At 61.9% G+C, this 16221-nt stretch carries 15 protein-coding genes; 7 read left to right on the top strand and 8 right to left on the bottom strand.

Annotated elements, in window-relative coordinates; translation table 11 throughout:
• Window positions 1-163: 163 nt before the first annotated feature.
• Both trxA and ABV589_RS13570 read right to left on the bottom strand, forming a co-directional pair.
• On the bottom strand, window positions 164-493 hold the full coding sequence (gene trxA / locus ABV589_RS13565) for a thioredoxin TrxA (protein ID WP_003206727.1): 330 nt from the start codon (window positions 491-493) through the stop codon (window positions 164-166).
• A 120-nt stretch (window positions 494-613) separates the two neighbouring features.
• Window positions 614-1321, bottom strand: coding sequence for an FCD domain-containing protein (locus tag ABV589_RS13570; RefSeq protein WP_367086151.1), 708 nt, complete (start codon window positions 1319-1321; stop codon window positions 614-616).
• Between the two features lie 256 nt (window positions 1322-1577).
• On the opposite strand from ABV589_RS13570, the gene ABV589_RS13575 reads away from it, so the two are divergent.
• The 5 genes from ABV589_RS13575 to ppx all read left to right on the top strand — a co-directional run bounded on the left by ABV589_RS13575 (window position 1578) and on the right by ppx (window position 6170).
• On the top strand, window positions 1578-2363 hold the full coding sequence (locus ABV589_RS13575) for a transporter substrate-binding domain-containing protein (protein ID WP_367086152.1): 786 nt from the start codon (window positions 1578-1580) through the stop codon (window positions 2361-2363).
• A gap of 22 nt (window positions 2364-2385) precedes the next feature.
• Window positions 2386-3054 carry an amino acid ABC transporter permease gene (locus ABV589_RS13580; RefSeq protein WP_007968436.1) on the top strand — a complete coding sequence of 223 codons (669 nt, stop codon included), beginning with the start codon at window positions 2386-2388 and terminating at the stop codon, window positions 3052-3054.
• The gene (locus ABV589_RS13585; protein ID WP_007968438.1) at window positions 3051-3701 is read left to right on the top strand and encodes an amino acid ABC transporter permease; all 651 of its coding nucleotides are present in this window, start codon (window positions 3051-3053) and stop codon (window positions 3699-3701) included. Before ABV589_RS13580 ends, ABV589_RS13585 begins: the two co-directional genes overlap by 4 nt.
• On the top strand, window positions 3688-4425 hold the full coding sequence (locus ABV589_RS13590; RefSeq protein ID WP_047596700.1) for an amino acid ABC transporter ATP-binding protein: 738 nt from the start codon (window positions 3688-3690) through the stop codon (window positions 4423-4425). The genes ABV589_RS13585 and ABV589_RS13590 overlap by 14 nt, the downstream gene beginning before the upstream one ends.
• Before the next feature lie 242 nt (window positions 4426-4667).
• Window positions 4668-6170: an exopolyphosphatase gene (ppx, locus tag ABV589_RS13595; protein WP_027610472.1), complete on the top strand. Its 1503-nt coding sequence runs from the start codon at window positions 4668-4670 to the stop codon at window positions 6168-6170.
• Between the two features lie 171 nt (window positions 6171-6341).
• Here ppx and ppk1 read toward each other — a convergent pair whose 3' ends face one another.
• Window positions 6342-8567 (bottom strand): polyphosphate kinase 1, encoded by a 2226-nt coding sequence (ppk1, locus tag ABV589_RS13600; protein ID WP_204894057.1) that lies wholly within the window; start codon window positions 8565-8567, stop codon window positions 6342-6344.
• Window positions 8568-8585: 18 nt separating this feature from the next.
• Window positions 8586-9599 (bottom strand): porphobilinogen synthase, encoded by a 1014-nt coding sequence (hemB, locus tag ABV589_RS13605; RefSeq protein WP_367086153.1) that lies wholly within the window; start codon window positions 9597-9599, stop codon window positions 8586-8588.
• A 207-nt stretch (window positions 9600-9806) separates the two neighbouring features.
• Here hemB and ABV589_RS13610 point away from each other — a divergent pair, with 207 nt between their 5' ends.
• On the top strand, window positions 9807-10457 hold the full coding sequence (locus ABV589_RS13610) for a DedA family protein (protein WP_007968447.1): 651 nt from the start codon (window positions 9807-9809) through the stop codon (window positions 10455-10457).
• Here ABV589_RS13610 and ABV589_RS13615 read toward each other — a convergent pair.
• Window positions 10438-11673 carry a sterol desaturase family protein gene (locus tag ABV589_RS13615; RefSeq protein WP_367086154.1) on the bottom strand — a complete coding sequence of 412 codons (1236 nt, stop codon included), beginning with the start codon at window positions 11671-11673 and terminating at the stop codon, window positions 10438-10440. The two genes, ABV589_RS13610 and ABV589_RS13615, sit on opposite strands and share 20 nt — an antisense overlap.
• 114 nt (window positions 11674-11787) lie before the next feature.
• Here ABV589_RS13615 and elbB point away from each other — a divergent pair, with 114 nt between their 5' ends.
• Window positions 11788-12456, top strand: a complete 669-nt coding sequence (gene elbB, locus ABV589_RS13620; protein ID WP_367086155.1) for an isoprenoid biosynthesis glyoxalase ElbB — start codon at window positions 11788-11790, stop codon at window positions 12454-12456.
• A 138-nt stretch (window positions 12457-12594) separates the two neighbouring features.
• Here elbB and ABV589_RS13625 read toward each other — a convergent pair whose 3' ends face one another.
• The 3 genes from ABV589_RS13625 to ABV589_RS13635 all read right to left on the bottom strand — a co-directional run bounded on the left by ABV589_RS13625 (window position 12595) and on the right by ABV589_RS13635 (window position 16040).
• Complete coding sequence (locus ABV589_RS13625; RefSeq protein WP_367086156.1) at window positions 12595-13050, bottom strand: YaiI/YqxD family protein; 456 nt, start codon at window positions 13048-13050, stop codon at window positions 12595-12597.
• Between the two features lie 108 nt (window positions 13051-13158).
• Window positions 13159-15054: an FTR1 family protein gene (locus ABV589_RS13630; protein ID WP_367086157.1), complete on the bottom strand. Its 1896-nt coding sequence runs from the start codon at window positions 15052-15054 to the stop codon at window positions 13159-13161.
• Window positions 15055-15140: 86 nt separating this feature from the next.
• Window positions 15141-16040 (bottom strand): LysR family transcriptional regulator, encoded by a 900-nt coding sequence (locus ABV589_RS13635; RefSeq protein ID WP_367086158.1) that lies wholly within the window; start codon window positions 16038-16040, stop codon window positions 15141-15143.
• Window positions 16041-16221: the final 181 nt, after the last annotated feature.

The following is a 16221-nucleotide window of genomic DNA, read 5'->3' on the forward strand; positions in this document are numbered from 1 at the left end:
GCGAACTTGTTCGAAAAGGAGTGCGTCGGCGACGGCTAGCAGGGGGCAGTGGAGAAACCAGTGCGGGGCCGAATGTACCACCTGAGTTTCGGAGCGTCTAGCCCTGAATACGCAAAAAGCCCCGCAAATTGCGAGGCTTTTTTTCGGCGATTTACTGCGACGCTTAGATGTTGGCGTCGAGGAAAGCAGCCAGTTGCGACTTCGACAGGGCGCCGACTTTGGTCGCTTCAACGTTGCCGTTCTTGAACAGCATCAGCGTCGGGATACCACGCACGCCATGCTTGGCCGGGGTTTCCTGGTTTTCGTCGATGTTCAGTTTGGCAACGGTCAGCTTGCCTTTGTAAGTCTCGGCAATCTCGTCCAGAACCGGAGCGATCATTTTGCAAGGGCCGCACCATTCAGCCCAGTAGTCGACCAGTACAGCGCCTTCGGCCTTGAGTACGTCGGCTTCGAAGCTGGCGTCGCTAACGTGTTTGATAAGATCGCTGCTCATGGAATTCTCCAGGTTGTAAGCAAAAAAACGTGGCCCATCATAGCCGCCCTTCCCTTGTTCAGGAAGCTGCAGTTGATTGAGTCTTGCTATGGCACTCGATGAGTTTGGGTATAGCCCAAGTCACGCCGTGGCGGGGGCAATGAAGGAAATTCCGGTGCGCAGGGCGGCGTTGCGCACGTGTTCCTGCATGGCCTTCTGGGCCGCAGCGGATGCCCGGCGTGCCAGCGCACGAAGGATCTTGCGATGCTCCTGCCAGGTTTCCAGTGCCCGTTCGGCGCGGATGAACGGTAGCTTCTGGCTCTCCAGAAAGATCTCGGCGCTGGCGGTGAGGATGCTCAGCATCGCCTGATTGCCGCTGGCCAGCAGAATGCGCCGGTGAAATTCGAAGTCGAGTTTCGCCGCCGCCTCGAAATCGCCGGCCTTCAACTGCTCGCGCATCGCCGCGACATTGTCCTCAAGCGCATCCAGGTCGAACGTGCTCAGGGTCACCGCTGCCAGCCCGGCGGCAAAACCCTCCAGCGCATAGCGCAACTGAAAGATGTCCAGCGGGGAAGCCTGCGCCGCAAACGGCCAGCCCGGCGCATTGTCACCCTGCGTGATCTCCACCGGTGTTTGCACGAATACGCCTTTGCCCGGCTGGATGCTGACCACGCCCAGCGCACTGAGCGACGACAGCGCCTCCCGCAACGACGCCCGGCTGACCCCCAGTTGCACCGCCAGATCCCGTTGCGACGGCAACGCATCACCCGCACCAAAGCCCTGTTCGGTGATCAGTTTGCGGATGGCTTGCAGCGCCACTTCGGGTACGGCGCGAGAGATCGAGTTCATGGTTTTTCAGACGAGCCAAGCCAAGGTGCGGCTAGTTGTAAAGCTATTCGCCGGATCCGGCAAGTCGTGCCCCAGCAGGGTTCGGTGCCCGCTGCCGATGCGCTATCGGAGTGCGAAAAACAACCTGACTGTTCAGACCAGTAAGACCGAAGAAACCCGGCAAACCCGCGGCCTGCCGGGGATAAATCCGGGTATTGGCACGGCGCATGCTCTATCCGATCGCAGAAATCACTTCCCGCCGATCCGGAGATTTGCCATGAGCCTGCGTTACAGCGCCCTCCTCACCGCCCTGTTTGCCAGCCTGCTGCTGAGCCAGGCCCCCGCCCACGCCGACGGTCTGGACGACGTGATCAAACGCGGCACACTGAAAGTCGCCGTGCCTCAGGACTTCCCGCCGTTCGGCTCGGTCGGCCCGGACATGAAACCCCGTGGTCTGGACATCGACACGGCAAAACTGCTGGCCGAGCAACTCAAGGTCAAACTCGAGCTGACCCCGGTCAACAGCACCAACCGCATTCCGTTCCTCACCACCGGCAAGGTCGATCTGGTGATCTCCAGCCTGGGCAAGAACCCGGAGCGCGAGAAAGTCATCGACTTCTCCCACGCCTACGCGCCGTTCTACCTCGCGGTGTTCGGCCCGCCTGACGCAGCGATCAGCAGCCTTGACGACCTCAAGGGCAAAACCATCAGCGTCACCCGTGGTGCGATCGAAGACATCGAGCTGACCAAGGTCGCCCCCGAAGGCGTGACCATCAAACGTTTCGAAGACAACAACTCGACCATCGCCGCCTACCTCGCCGGGCAAGTGGACCTGATCGCCAGCGGCAACGTGGTGATGGTGGCGATCAGCGAGAAGAACCCGAAACGCGTGCCGGCGCTGAAAGTGAAGCTCAAGGATTCGCCGGTCTACGTCGGCGTGAACAAGAACGAGCCGGCGCTGCTGGGCAAGGTCAACGAGATCCTCGCCACCGCCAAGGCTGATGGTGCGCTGGAGAAAAACTCGCAGACCTGGCTCAAGGAGCCACTGCCGGCCGATCTCTGATCGGGCGCGCGGGAGACAATCGATGGCTTATCAGTTCGATTTCATGCCGGTGCTGCAAAACACCGACCTGCTGTTGCGCGGCGCCCTGTTCACCCTGGAACTGACGGCCATTGGTGCGCTGTTCGGGGTTGGCGTGGGCATCGTCGGCGCGCTGGTGCGGGCGTGGAACATCCGCCCGTTCTCGGCACTCTTCGGCGTCTACGTCGAGTTGATCCGCAACACGCCGTTTCTGGTGCAGCTGTTCTTCATCTTCTTCGGCCTGCCGTCGCTTGGGGTGCAGATTTCCGAGTGGCAGGCAGCGGTGCTGGCGATGGTGATCAACCTCGGTGCGTACTCGACCGAGATCATTCGCGCCGGCATCCAGGCGATTCCGCGCGGCCAACTGGAAGCCGCCGCCGCACTGGCGATGAGCCGTTTCGAAGCGTTCCGCCACGTGATCCTGCTGCCGGCACTGGGCAAGGTCTGGCCGGCCCTGAGCAGCCAGATCATCATCGTCATGCTCGGCTCGGCGGTGTGTTCGCAGATCGCCACCGAAGAGCTGAGCTTCGCTGCCAACTTCATTCAATCGCGCAACTTCCGCGCCTTTGAAACCTACGCGCTGACCACGCTGATCTACCTGTGCATGGCGCTGCTGATCCGCCAGTTGCTGAACTGGGTCGGTCGCCGCTATATCGCAAGGAGCAGCCGATGAGCGACTTCACCTTCTGGGACATCCTGCGCAACCTGCTCACCGGCCTGCAATGGACGCTGGCGCTGTCGCTGGTGGCGTTCATCGGTGGCGGGATCGTCGGGCTGCTGATTCTGGTCATGCGCATCTCGAAGAACCCGTTGCCGAGCAACATCGCTCGCACCTGGATCGAGCTGTTCCAGGGCACACCGCTGCTGATGCAGCTGTTTCTGGTGTTCTTCGGCGTGGCGCTGGCCGGGATTGAAATCTCGCCGTGGATGGCGGCGGCGATTGCCCTGACATTATTCACCAGCGCCTATCTGGCGGAGATCTGGCGCGGTTGCGTCGAAGCGATCCCCAATGGCCAGTGGGAGGCCTCGTCGAGCCTGGCACTGAATCCACTGGAGCAGTTGCGCTACGTGATCCTGCCGCAGGCGCTGCGCATCGCGGTGGCGCCGACCGTGGGTTTCTCGGTGCAAGTGGTGAAAGGCACGGCGGTGACCTCGATCATCGGCTTCACCGAGCTGACCAAGACCGGCGGCATGCTCGCCAACGCCACCTTCGAACCGTTCATGGTCTACGGCCTCGTCGCCCTCGGCTACTTCCTGCTCTGCTACCCCTTGTCGCTCAGTGCGCGCTACCTGGAAAGGAGACTGCATGCCTCTGCTTAGAATTTCCGCCCTGCATAAATACTACGGCGATCACCACGTGCTCAAAGGCATCGACCTGAGCGTCGAGGAAGGCCAGGTGGTGGCGATCATCGGCCGCAGCGGCTCGGGCAAATCGACCCTGCTGCGCACCCTCAACGGCCTGGAGTCGATCAACGACGGCGTGATCGAAGTCGATGGCGAATACCTCGACGCCGCCCGCGCCGACCTGCGCAGCCTGCGGCAGAAAGTCGGCATGGTGTTCCAGCAGTTCAACCTGTTCCCGCATCTGACCGTGGGCGAAAACGTGATGCTCGCCCCGCAAGTGGTGCAGAAAGTACCGAAGGCCAAGGCGGCCGAACTGGCGCGCAAGATGTTGGAGCGCGTCGGGCTGGGGGAGAAATTCGACGCCTTCCCGGATCGTTTGTCCGGTGGGCAGCAACAGCGGGTGGCGATTGCCCGGGCGCTGGCGATGTCGCCGAAAGTGCTGCTGTGCGACGAAATCACCTCGGCGCTGGACCCGGAACTGGTCAACGAAGTGCTCGCCGTGGTGCGCCAACTGGCCAAGGAAGGCATGACCTTGATCATGGTCACCCACGAAATGCGTTTTGCCCGGGAAGTCGGCGACAAGCTGGTGTTCATGCACCATGGCAAGGTGCATGAAGTGGGGGATCCGAAGGTGTTGTTTGCCAATCCGCAGACGGCGGAGCTGGCGAATTTCATTGGCACCGTGGAAGCCGCCAACTGAGCCGGCACATCCTCTGTGGCGAGGGAGCTTGCTCCCGCTCGGCTGCGCAGCAGTCGTGAAACCTGTCGACCGCGATTTGCCTGAATCGCAAGGTGAATGGCTTCAGGACCGCTTCGCAGCCCAGCGGGAGCAAGCTCCCTCGCCACAGAAGCTGTGTTGGATCAACGGTTTGAGCCATGCGCGTTGGCGTCAGCGTTTGATCGTGGCACGATGGCGGGGTTATCGACCGAGACCCCCTGACCATGCCGCAATCCAAAGCCAAGAATCTGTCCTTGATCGCCGCAATCGACCTGGGCTCCAACAGCTTCCACATGGTCGTGGCCAAGGCCCAGAACGGTGAAATCCGCATTCTGGAGCGCCTCGGAGAGAAAGTGCAGCTCGCCGCCGGTATCGACGATGAGCGCCATCTCAACGAAGAATCGATGCAGCGCGGCCTCGACTGCCTCAAGCGCTTTGCCCAACTGATCAACGGCATGCCACTGGGCGCCGTGCGGATCGTCGGCACCAACGCCCTGCGCGAAGCGCGCAACCGCCTGGAATTTATCCACCGCGCCGAAGAAATCCTCGGCCACCCGGTGGAAGTCATCTCCGGCCGTGAAGAAGCGCGGCTGATTTATCTGGGCGTTTCGCACACCCTCGCCGACACCCCGGGCAAGCGTCTGGTGGCGGACATCGGCGGCGGCAGTACCGAATTCATCATCGGGCAGCGTTTTGAACCGCTGCTGCGCGAAAGCCTGCAAATGGGCTGCGTCAGCTTCACTCAACGCTACTTCAAGGACGGCAAGATCACCCCGGCCCGTTACGCCCAGGCGTACACCGCGGCACGGCTGGAGATCATGAGCATCGAGCACGCCCTGCACCGCCTGACTTGGGATGAGGCCATCGGCTCCTCGGGCACCATCCGCGCCATCGGCCTGGCGCTGAAGGCCGGCGGGCATGGCACCGGCGAAGTCAACGCCGAAGGCCTGGCCTGGCTCAAACGTCGTCTGTTCAAACTGGGGGATGTCGACAAGATCGACTTCGAAGGCATCAAGCCTGACCGTCGGGCGATCTTCCCGGCGGGCCTGGCGATTCTCGAAGCAATCTTCGACGCCCTCGAACTGCAACGCATGGATCATTGCGAAGGCGCGCTGCGTGAAGGCGTGCTCTACGACCTGCTCGGCCGCCATCATCACGAAGACGTGCGCGAACGCACCCTGACTTCGCTGATGGAGCGTTATCACGTTGACCTGGAACAAGCCGCGCGAGTCGAACGTAAAGCCTTGCACGCCTTCGATCAGGTCGCCGCGGACTGGGAGCTGGATGACGGCATCTGGCGTGAACTGCTGGGCTGGGCGGCGAAAGTCCACGAAGTCGGCCTCGACATCGCGCACTATCACTACCACAAGCACGGCGCCTACCTGATCGAGCACTCTGACCTCGCCGGTTTCTCCCGCGAAGACCAGCAAATGCTCGCCCTGCTGGTGCGCGGCCATCGCCGCAACATCCCCAAGGACAAGTTCGCCGAGTTCGGTGACGACGGCGACAAGCTGATCCGCCTGTGCGTGCTGCTGCGCTTCGCGATCCTGTTCCACCACATCCGTGGCACCCAGGCGATGCCGCAAGTGACGCTGCACGCCAAAGGCAACACCCTTGACGTGGAATTCCCGGAGAACTGGCTGGATGAGAATCAGCTGACCCAGGCCGACTTTGGCCTTGAGGCCGACTGGCTGACGCGGGTTGGCATCGTGCTAACAGTCCACTGATAACCTTGTGGCGAGGGAGCTTGCTCCCGCTGGGGCGCGAAGCGGCCCTTTCTTTAAAAGCATGGGCCTGCTGCACAGTCCAGCGGGAGCAAGCTCCCTCGCCACAGGTGGGTGAACGACAGCCACAAAAAAGGCGATCCGTGGGGATCGCCTTTTTTATTGGGCTGAAGGTCAGCTGCTCACCGGCAGAATCGGGCTGCCCAGCCGCTCCAGCAGCGTCGCCTGCGCACTGCGCGGGTTCTGGTTGCCGGTTGGCGTGTTGCGGATGTAACGGCCATCCGACTGCAGGCTCCAGCTATGGGTGTTGTCGGTCAGGTACAGCTCCAGCTCTTTCTTGACGCGGGTCAGCAGCTTCTTGCCTTCCACCGGGAAGCAAGTCTCGACGCGCTTGTCGAGGTTGCGCTCCATCCAGTCGGCGCTGGAGAGGAACATCTGCTCCTCGCCGCCGTTGAGGAAGTAGAACACTCGGGTGTGTTCAAGGAAGCGACCGATGATCGAGCGCACATGGATGTTGTGCGAAACCCCGGCAATCCCCGGACGCAGGCAGCACATGCCACGCACCACCAGATCGATGCGCACGCCGGACTGGCTGGCCTTGTACAGCGCGCGAATGATCTTCGGATCGGTTAGCGAGTTGAACTTGGCAATGATGTGCGCCGGTTTGCCGTCGAGGGCGAACTGGGTTTCCCGGGCAATCATGTCGAGCATGCCCTTCTTCAGGGTGAACGGCGCATGCAGCAGTTTCTTCATGCGCAGGGTTTTACCCATGCCGATCAACTGGCTGAACAGTTTGCCGACGTCTTCGCACAACGCGTCGTCGGAAGTCAGCAGGCTGTAGTCGGTGTACAGACGGGCGTTGCCGGCGTGGTAGTTACCGGTGCCGAGGTGCGCGTAACGCACGATCTCGCCGGCCTCACGCCGCAGGATCAGCATCATCTTGGCGTGGGTCTTGAAGCCGACCACACCATAAATCACCACCGCACCGGCCGCTTGCAGACGGCTGGCCAGTTGCAGGTTGGACTCTTCGTCAAAGCGTGCACGCAGTTCGATGACTGCGGTGACTTCCTTGCCGTTACGCGCGGCGTCCACCAGTGCATCGACGATCTCGGAGTTGGCGCCGGACCGGTACAGGGTCTGGCGCACCGCCAGAACATGCGGGTCTTTCGCCGCTTGGCGCAGCAGATCGACCACCGGGGTGAACGACTCGAACGGGTGCAGCAGCAGGATGTCCTGCTTGCTGACGACGCTGAAAATGTTCTCGCTGTTCTGCAGCAGTTTCGGGATCTGCGGGGTGAACGGCGTGTATTGCAGCTCCGGGTGGCTGTCCAGACCGGTGATGCTGAACAGACGGGTCAGGTTGACCGGGCCGTTGACCTGATACAGCTCGGTCTCGCTCAGGTTGAACTGCTTGAGCAGATAGTCCGAGAGGTGTTTCGGGCAGGTGTCGGCGACTTCCAGACGCACCGCATCACCGTAGCGCCGCGAGAACAGCTCGCCACGCAGGGCGCGCGCTAGGTCTTCGACATCTTCGGAATCGAGCGCCAGGTCGGCGTTTCGGGTCAGACGGAACTGATAGCAGCCTTTTACCTTCATGCCCTGGAACAGGTCATCGGCGTGGGCATGGATCATCGACGACAGGAACACGTAGTTGTCGCCCGGGCCGCCGACTTCTTCCGGAACCTTGATGATCCGCGGCAGCAGGCGCGGTGCCGGGATGATCGCCAGACCGGAATCGCGACCGAAGGCGTCGATGCCTTCCAGTTCGACGATGAAGTTCAGGCTCTTGTTCACCAGCAACGGGAACGGGTGCGTCGGGTCGAGGCCGATCGGGGTGATGATCGGCGCGATCTCGTCGCGGAAGTAGCGGCGCACCCAAGTCTTGATCTTGGTCGTCCAGTGACGGCGACGGATGAAGCGCACTTGATGCTTTTCCAGCTCCGGCAGCAGGATGTCGTTGAGGATCGCGTACTGGCGGTCAACGTGACCGTGCACCAACTCGCTGATCCGCGCCAGCGCCTGATGCGGTTGCAAACCGTCGGCACCGGCCTGTTCGCGAGCGAAGGTAATCTGCTTTTTCAGGCCGGCGACGCGGATTTCAAAGAATTCGTCGAGGTTGCTGGAGAAGATCAGCAGGAACTTCAGCCGCTCCAGCAACGGATAGGACTCGTCCAGCGCCTGTTCCAGCACGCGGATGTTGAACTGCAGTTGCGAGAGCTCGCGGTGGATGTACAGGCTGCTGTCATCCAGGCCCGGGATCGCAATCACTGGCGCCGCCGCGACGGCTTCGGTGACCGGCGCGGGTGGCGCAGGCTCGAGTTCCGGCGGAGTTTCGGTGATTTGCTCCACCACCGGTTGAGCTTCTTTTACTGCAACTTCAGTGAGTCCTTCGGTATTCATCGAATGTTCCTGGGAGGGCTATTTCTGCTCTCGTAACAATTGAGCGGCACGGACAGCAAAGTAAGTCAGGATGCCATCAGCGCCGGCACGTTTAAAGGCGGTCAGTGATTCAAGAATTACCGCCTCGCTCAACCAGCCATTCTGGATCGCCGCCATGTGCATGGCGTATTCGCCGCTAACCTGATAGACGAAGGTCGGCACTTTGAAGGCATCTTTTACCCGGAAAAGAATGTCCAGGTACGGCATGCCGGGTTTGACCATGACCATGTCCGCGCCTTCAGACAAGTCCGCGCCGACTTCGTGCAGCGCTTCGTCGCTGTTGGCCGGGTCCATCTGATAAGAGGCCTTGTTGGCCTTGCCCAGATTCGCCGCCGACCCCACCGCATCGCGGAACGGCCCGTAATAGGCGCTGGCGTACTTGGCCGAATAGGCCATGATCCGCACGTTGACGTGGCCGGCAATCTCCAGTGCTTCGCGGATCGCCTGGATACGCCCGTCCATCATGTCCGACGGCGCCACGACCTGAGCACCGGCTTCAGCGTGGGACAGTGCCTGCTTGACCAGTGCGTCGACGGTGATGTCGTTCTGCACATAGCCTTCTTCATCGAGAATGCCGTCCTGACCGTGGGTGGTGAACGGATCGAGGGCGACGTCAGTGATCACGCCCAATTCCGGGAAACGCTCACGCAAGGCGCGAGTGGCGCGCTGGGCAATGCCCTCGGGGTTCCAGGCTTCGGCAGCATCAAGGGATTTCAATTCGACAGGCGTGACCGGGAACAGCGCCAACGCCGGAATCCCCAATTCGACCCATTGCGCCGCTTCTTCAAGCAGCAGGTCGATGGTCAGGCGTTCGACACCGGGCATCGAGGCCACGGCTTCGCGACGGTTTTCACCCTCAAGCACGAACACCGGCAGGATCAGGTCATCGACCGTCAGCACATTTTCCCGCACCAGCCGACGCGAAAAATCATCACGACGGTTGCGACGCAAGCGAGTGGCGGGGAACAGACGATTGGCAGGGGTAAAGCTCACGGCGGACTCCTGAGCCCGCGCAAACGGGCGAGCGTGACAGTTATAGACGGCCATTATGACCAACAGATTACAGTTGTGCGTACCCCGTGACATGTAGCCGCATTCCATTGTTAGCGTAGGAATTGTTCACGTCGAGACACATTTGGACACTTTCATGAATGTGTCCGAAGGGTTAGGCTGCGCGTTCATTTCGCCAGCACCCAGACAATGCTCCAACAATTTCTGCATGACTTTGGCTACTTTGCCTTGTTCCTCGGCACGTTCTTCGAAGGCGAAACCATCCTGGTGCTCGCAGGCTTCCTCGCGTTCCGTGGATACATGGACATCAACCTGGTGGTGGTCGTGGCGTTCTTCGGCAGCTATGCCGGCGATCAGCTGTGGTACTTCCTGGGGCGCAAGCACGGGCGCAAATTGCTCGCGCGCAAACCGCGCTGGCAGATGATGGGCGACCGCGCGCTGGAGCACATCCGCAAGCACCCGGACATCTGGGTCCTGAGCTTCCGCTTCGTTTATGGCCTGCGCACGGTGATGCCGGTGGCGATCGGCCTGTCGGGTTATCCGCCGGGACGTTATCTGCTGCTCAACGGCATCGGCGCCGCAATCTGGGCCACCGCGCTGGCGGCCGCCGCCTACCACTTCGGCGCGGTCCTCGAGGGCATGCTCGGCAGCATCAAGAAGTACGAGCTGTGGGTGCTCGGTGCGCTGCTGATTCTAGGCGTTGGTCTGTGGCTGCGCCGCCGCTTCAAGAATGCGCGCCTGGCCAAGCAGGTCTATGCCGACGAGCAAGCCGCAAAAGCGGCGCACCTGCTTCAAGCGGAGCAAACCAAACCCGCCGAACCTAAGACGCCAGCCGAGTAACGCGCTGGCGACAGCCATACAGCCCGATGCCGCTGAGCAGGCTGTAACCGAGCAAACCAGCCCAGGCCAACGGGCTGGCCGGCCATAGCCCCACCAGCGGCGCCAGCCACACCAGCGGCAGGTTCGACCCCAGCCGCAGCAGCTCGACCGTCAACGCCCACGGGCGATTCTCCAGGGCCACGCCCAGCGCAAACAAACCCCACGCCACCGCGCCCCAACCCAGCACCAACGCTGCGACTGGCAAATGCTGCGCCTGACCCATCAGGTAACTGCCCAGCGCGATATAGACGCAGAACTGCAACGCCACATACCACTGGCGGCGGCTGTCGAGCGGGACTTCGAATTTGCGGAAGCGGCTCAGGTCCGGCTTGTTCAGCGGGTACTTCGCCGCGACGTCTGCCGGGCGCCAACCGGTGCGCATGAACCAGATTCGCAGCTTGTCCCACGGGCGTTCGGCGCGGCGCGCGTCGTCCCACAACTGCGCATAAAACTGCACATTGGCCCACAGCGGATTCCAGCTCGCCAGCGGCGTGGTCACACCGAATATCACTGGCTCGTTGTCGTCTTCTTCCTGAAACGTACCGAACAGCCGATCCCAAAGAATGAACACCCCGCCGTAGTTGCGATCCATGTAGAGAGCGTTCTGCGCATGGTGGGCACGATGATTGGATGGCGTAACGAAGAACCACTCGAACCAGCCGAGCTTGGGAATGTGCCGGGTGTGAACCCAAAACTGATACAGCAGATTCATCGCCGCGACACTGACGAACACCAGCAGCGGCACGCCGAGCACGGCCATCGGCAAATAGAAGATCCAGCCCAGCAGAAACCCGGTACTGGTCTGGCGCAACGCCGTGGAGAGGTTGTACTCCTCGCTCTGGTGATGCACCGAGTGCGCGGCCCAGAGGATGTTGCGCTCGTGCCCCAAGCGGTGCAGCCAGTAATAGCAGAAGTCATAGAAGATGAAGGCCAACACCCAGACCCAGAGGCCGTTCGCCGGCAGCCTGAGCAGCGACAGATGTTCCAGGGCAAACGCATACGTCAGCAGTCCGACGCTTTTAGTCAGCAGTCCGGTAGTGGTCGACAACACCCCGGCGCTGAGGCTGTTGACCGAGTCGGCGAGGCGATAGTGACTGACCCCGCGCCAGCGATCGGCGAGCAGTTCGGCGGCGATCAGCACGAAGAAAAATGGCACTGCGTACAGAATGAAGTCCATGGCGCGCCCCGGTCGGATTCTATGGACAGATCCTAGGTGTAGCCGCCCTTTCCCCCTATGGCAACGCGCGACAAATTAGTGGACATTTAGCGCCATGAATCTGGAGAGAAACCCATGAGCAAAAAAGTTGCAGTGATCCTGTCCGGCAGCGGCGTGTATGACGGCGCCGAGATCCACGAGAGTGTCATTACCCTGTTGCGTCTCGATCAACGCGGCGCGCAGGTACAGTGCTTCGCGCCGAACATCGCGCAATTGCATGTGATCAATCACCTGACCGGTGAAGAAATGCCCGAGACGCGCAACGTGCTGGTGGAGTCGGCGCGCATTGCCCGTGGCAATATCAAGGACATCCGCGAAGCCAACGTCGATGACTTCGACGCACTGATCGTGCCCGGCGGTTTCGGTGCGGCGAAGAACCTCTCGAACTTCGCCGTCGAAGGCGCCGGCTGCACCGTGCAGCCTGAAGTGCTGGCCTTGGCGGAAGCGTTCGCTGAAGCGGGCAAACCGGTGGGGCTGATGTGCATCTCGCCGGCGCTGGCAGCGAAAATCTACGGCCCGGGCGTGACCTGCACCATCGGCAATGACGCCGATACCGCCACTGCGATGAACAAGATGGGCGCCACCCACGAAGACTGCGCGGTGAGCGACATCATCGAAGACAAGGCGCGCAAACTGGTGACCACCCCGGCTTACATGCTGGCGCAGAACATCAGTGAGGCGGCTTCGGGGATCAACAAACTGGTTGACCGCGTTCTGGAACTGACCCACGAGAACGACGCCTGACACGACCTTTCTGAAGGGTTTTTGTGGTGAGGGGATTTATCCCCGATGGCTGCGCAGCAGCCCCTTGCATCTTGAAGCACTGGACCTGCTGCGCAGGCCATCGGGGATAAATCCCCTCACCACAGGTATACGGTTGAATCAGGGTTTGCGGGTAAGGCGCGTGAGGATCCGGTCCAGCGCATTGGCAAACGCCTGCTTCTCGCGTTCGCCGAACGGCGCCGGGCCGCCGCTGATCTGACCCTGTTCACGCAGGTCGGTGAACAGATTGCGCACCGCCAGCCGCTCACCCATGTTCTGCGCATCGAATTCCTTGCCCCGTGGGTCCAGCGCTGCCACGCCCTTCTTCACCAGGCGATCGGCCAGCGGAATATCGCTGCAGATCACCAGCTCTCCGGGCACCGCGCGCTCGACCAGATAATCGTCCGCCGCATCCGGGCCGCTGGGCACCACGATCAGTTTGACGATGGCCAGCCCCGGCTTGGTCTGCGGCTGCCCGGCCACCAGCACTACTTCGAACCGGCGCTTGAGGGCGAACTTCACCACCAGATCCTTGGCCGCCCGAGGGCAGGCATCGGCATCGATCCATACACGCATGATTTTTTCCTTTTCTTAAAAGCATCGCGGGCAAGCCCGCTCCCACAAGGTTAACGCTAAACCTGTGGGAGCGTGGCTTGCCCGCGAATGTGAGCGCAGCGAATGCTGTTAAGCAGTGACCCGCTTCTTCTCCGCGATCCGACTCCGCCCGTACAGCACAACAATCGCCAGAATCGCCACCGCTTGCGCCGTCAACGAATACGCATCGGCATGAATTCCAAGCCAGTCAAACTCGAAGAACGCCACCGGTCGCGTGCCGAAGATCCCCGCTTCCTGCAGCGCTTTCACGCCGTGCCCGGCAAACACCACCGACAAGGCACAGAGCAGCCCGGCGTTGATGCTGAAAAACAGCGCCAGCGGCAGTTTCGCCGAGCCACGCAGGATCACCCAGGCCAGACCGATCAGCAGCACCAGTGCGGTCGCACCACCGGCCAGCACCGCGTCATGCCCGGCGGGGCCGGCCTGCAGCCACAGGGTTTCGTAGAACAGGATCACTTCGAACAGCTCGCGGTACACCGAGAAGAACGCGAGGATCGCGAAGCCGAAACGCCCGCCGCCGCCCACCAGACTCTGCTTGATGTAATCCTGCCAGGCCGCCGCGTGGCGCCGGTCGTGCATCCACACGCCGAGCCACAGCACCATGACACTGGCGAACAGCGCCGTGGCGCCCTCGAGCAGTTCACGCTGCGAGCCGCTGACGTCGATCACATACGCCGCCAGCGCCCAGGTGCCAAGACCGGCGAGCAGCGCCAGACCCCAACCGATGTTGACGCTGCGCACCGCCGACTGCTGGCCGGTATTACGCAGAAACGCGAGGATCGCCGCCAGCACCAGAATCGCTTCGAGGCCTTCGCGCAGCAGAATCAGCAGGCCGGAGATAAAGCTCAGTGACCAGCTCAGGCCATCGCTGCCGAGCAGTTCGGCAGACTCTTTCAACTTGCCCTTGGCTACGTCCAGACGCTGTTCGGCCTGCTCCACCGGCAAGCCGTCCTGCAACGACTGACGGTAGGCCATCAGCGATTTTTCGGTGTCCTTGCGCACGTTGGCGTCGACGTTATCCAGCGAGCTTTCGACCAGTTCGAAACCTTCCAGATACGCCGCCACCGACAGGTCATAGGCCTGATCGTGATCACCGGCACGATACGCCGCCAGGCTCTTGTCCAGCGTGGCGGCGGTGTAATCGAGCAACTGCGCCGGGCCGCGCTTCACCTGCGGCGGCTGCGCGCGTTGGGCACGGAAGCTTGCGGCGACCTGCGGGCCTTCGGCGGCCTGCACTTCGGCCGGCGTCTGGCGCGCCAGATCGGCGATATTGAAGGTCTTGTCGGACTTTGCTGAGGCCGGGTCGGCACTGAAACCGGCGATGTAGGTCGCCAGATCCCAACGCTGACGGTCGTCCAGTTGATCGGCGAAGGCCGGCATGTCGGTGCCTTCGACGCCCTGGCCGAGGGTGCTGTAGATCGCGTACAGGCTCAGATGATCGATGCGTGCGGCATCGCGCAGATTGGCCGGTGGTGGCGTCATGCCGAGGCCTGCCGGACCGTCGCCGACACCGGTGTCGCCATGACAGACCGAACAGTTCTGCGCGTACAGCGGCGCGCCCCGGGTCGGATCGGGAGTGATGATCGGCGCCTGGCTGACTTCATACGCCACCGCCAGTTTCGCCCCCAGCTGCCGGGCCTGACGGGCGACTTCGGAACCCTCCTGCTTCGCGCTGATGGCCGCGTGCAACGCTTCGACGCCCTGCTCCAGCGCAGCCTTCTCCGGTTTGGCCGGCAGACCTGCGATCAGCCCTTGCAGCACCTGGGTGAACTCCAGTTGCTCACGGTATTCGCCGTCATCGACGACCTTGCCCGCCTCGACTGTCGGCGGGTAATCGGCGCTGATGTAATCGAGCAGGTGCAGCGCCTGCGGGGCGCCCTCCACGGTGTCGGCCAGCAGGTTGAAGCTGCTCAGGGCGCACAGAGGGAACACCAGCCAGGCCAGGAATCGGGACGCGGCAGTCATGAATGAGTCTCAAATGGAAATGCGAAGTTACATATTGTTCACTTCGAACGCCTGTCACTCAAGCTTTGTCGACGTCTCGTGGCGTTTTAGCGCAACGCTGTGGCGGTGTTGCGGTAGTGCTCAAGCATGAACTCGACGAACACCTGCACCTTCAGCGCCACATGCCGGGCATGCGGATAGAGCGCGTAATAGTGACGCTGGCCGAGGCTGTAGTTAGGCAGGATCTGCACCAGTCGGCCACTGAGCAGATCGTCCTGCACGGTGGCTCGGGTGAACGCGGCAATGCCGACTCCGGCCAACGCGGCGGCGTGCAGCGAACTGATCGAATCGGCCTTGAACCGCCCCTGCACGCGCACGCTGGTGGCGAGCCCGCGCGCGTCGGTCAGCACCCAGTCACTGCCACCGGCAAACGCCAGCAACTGCTGCTCGGCGAGTTCGCGCACCTGTCGCACCAGACCATTACGCGCCACATACACAGGCGAAGCCACCAGCAGCAAATCCGAAACGGTCAGCAACCGCGCCACCATGGACGAATCGGCCAATGGACCGCAGATGCGCAGCGCCACATCGAAGCCCTCGGCGATCAGATCGACGAAACGGTCATCGCAGGACAGGTCCACCTCGATCTCGGGATAGCGCTGCTGAAACGCCGGCAGCCAGCTTGCCAGCTCCAGCGTGCCGATGACCATCGGCGCGCTGATTCGCAGCACACCGCTGGGGCGCTCATGCGCCTGACCCACCGCCAGCGCGGCCTGATCGAGGCGTTCGAGAATGTCCACACACGCCGCATAATACTGCTGCCCCGCCGTGGTCAGGCTGAACCCACGAGTGTTGCGATTGATCAGCCGCGTGCCCAGCTCGCTTTCCAGCTGCTGCAACTGCCGGGAGATGGTCGAGTGAGTGGTGTCGAGGCGCTCGGCGGCGGCGCTGAACCCGCGACACTCGACGATGCAACGAAACGCGCGCATTGCCAGCAGTTGATTCATTGATGTTCCGCAGTGGGTTAAGTCTCAGGCCGGCAAGGCTAGCTCAATCCCGTCGCTCATCCCACCGGTCAGTCCACACTCGACGGGTGCGATTGACGACGAAAAATGACGCATCACTTAGCCACTATCGCCCCCTATAATGCGCCACCTGCCGTATTACCCGCTCAAGGATGAACCTCTT

The organism is Pseudomonas sp. HOU2, assembly GCF_040729435.1.
GTDB lineage: Bacteria > Pseudomonadota > Gammaproteobacteria > Pseudomonadales > Pseudomonadaceae > Aquipseudomonas.

Bases quoted from the DNA above. Each gene is read 5' to 3' on its own strand.
- ABV589_RS13580 (WP_007968436.1), top strand. From the start codon at position 2,386: ATGGCTTATCAGTTCGATTTCATGCCGGTGCTGCAAAACACCGACCTG.
- ABV589_RS13575 (WP_367086152.1), top strand. From the start codon at position 1,578: ATGAGCCTGCGTTACAGCGCCCTCCTCACCGCCCTGTTTGCCAGCCTG.
- ABV589_RS13570 (WP_367086151.1), bottom strand. From the start codon at position 1,321: ATGAACTCGATCTCTCGCGCCGTACCCGAAGTGGCGCTGCAAGCCATC.
- ABV589_RS13625 (WP_367086156.1), bottom strand. From the start codon at position 13,050: ATGCGTGTATGGATCGATGCCGATGCCTGCCCTCGGGCGGCCAAGGAT.
- elbB (WP_367086155.1), top strand. From the start codon at position 11,788: ATGAGCAAAAAAGTTGCAGTGATCCTGTCCGGCAGCGGCGTGTATGAC.
- ABV589_RS13630 (WP_367086157.1), bottom strand. From the start codon at position 15,054: ATGACTGCCGCGTCCCGATTCCTGGCCTGGCTGGTGTTCCCTCTGTGC.
- ppx (WP_027610472.1), top strand. From the start codon at position 4,668: ATGCCGCAATCCAAAGCCAAGAATCTGTCCTTGATCGCCGCAATCGAC.
- ABV589_RS13610 (WP_007968447.1), top strand. From the start codon at position 9,807: ATGCTCCAACAATTTCTGCATGACTTTGGCTACTTTGCCTTGTTCCTC.
- ABV589_RS13585 (WP_007968438.1), top strand. From the start codon at position 3,051: ATGAGCGACTTCACCTTCTGGGACATCCTGCGCAACCTGCTCACCGGC.
- trxA (WP_003206727.1), bottom strand. From the start codon at position 493: ATGAGCAGCGATCTTATCAAACACGTTAGCGACGCCAGCTTCGAAGCC.
- ABV589_RS13590 (WP_047596700.1), top strand. From the start codon at position 3,688: ATGCCTCTGCTTAGAATTTCCGCCCTGCATAAATACTACGGCGATCAC.
- ABV589_RS13635 (WP_367086158.1), bottom strand. From the start codon at position 16,040: ATGAATCAACTGCTGGCAATGCGCGCGTTTCGTTGCATCGTCGAGTGT.
- ABV589_RS13615 (WP_367086154.1), bottom strand. From the start codon at position 11,673: ATGGACTTCATTCTGTACGCAGTGCCATTTTTCTTCGTGCTGATCGCC.
- ppk1 (WP_204894057.1), bottom strand. From the start codon at position 8,567: ATGAATACCGAAGGACTCACTGAAGTTGCAGTAAAAGAAGCTCAACCG.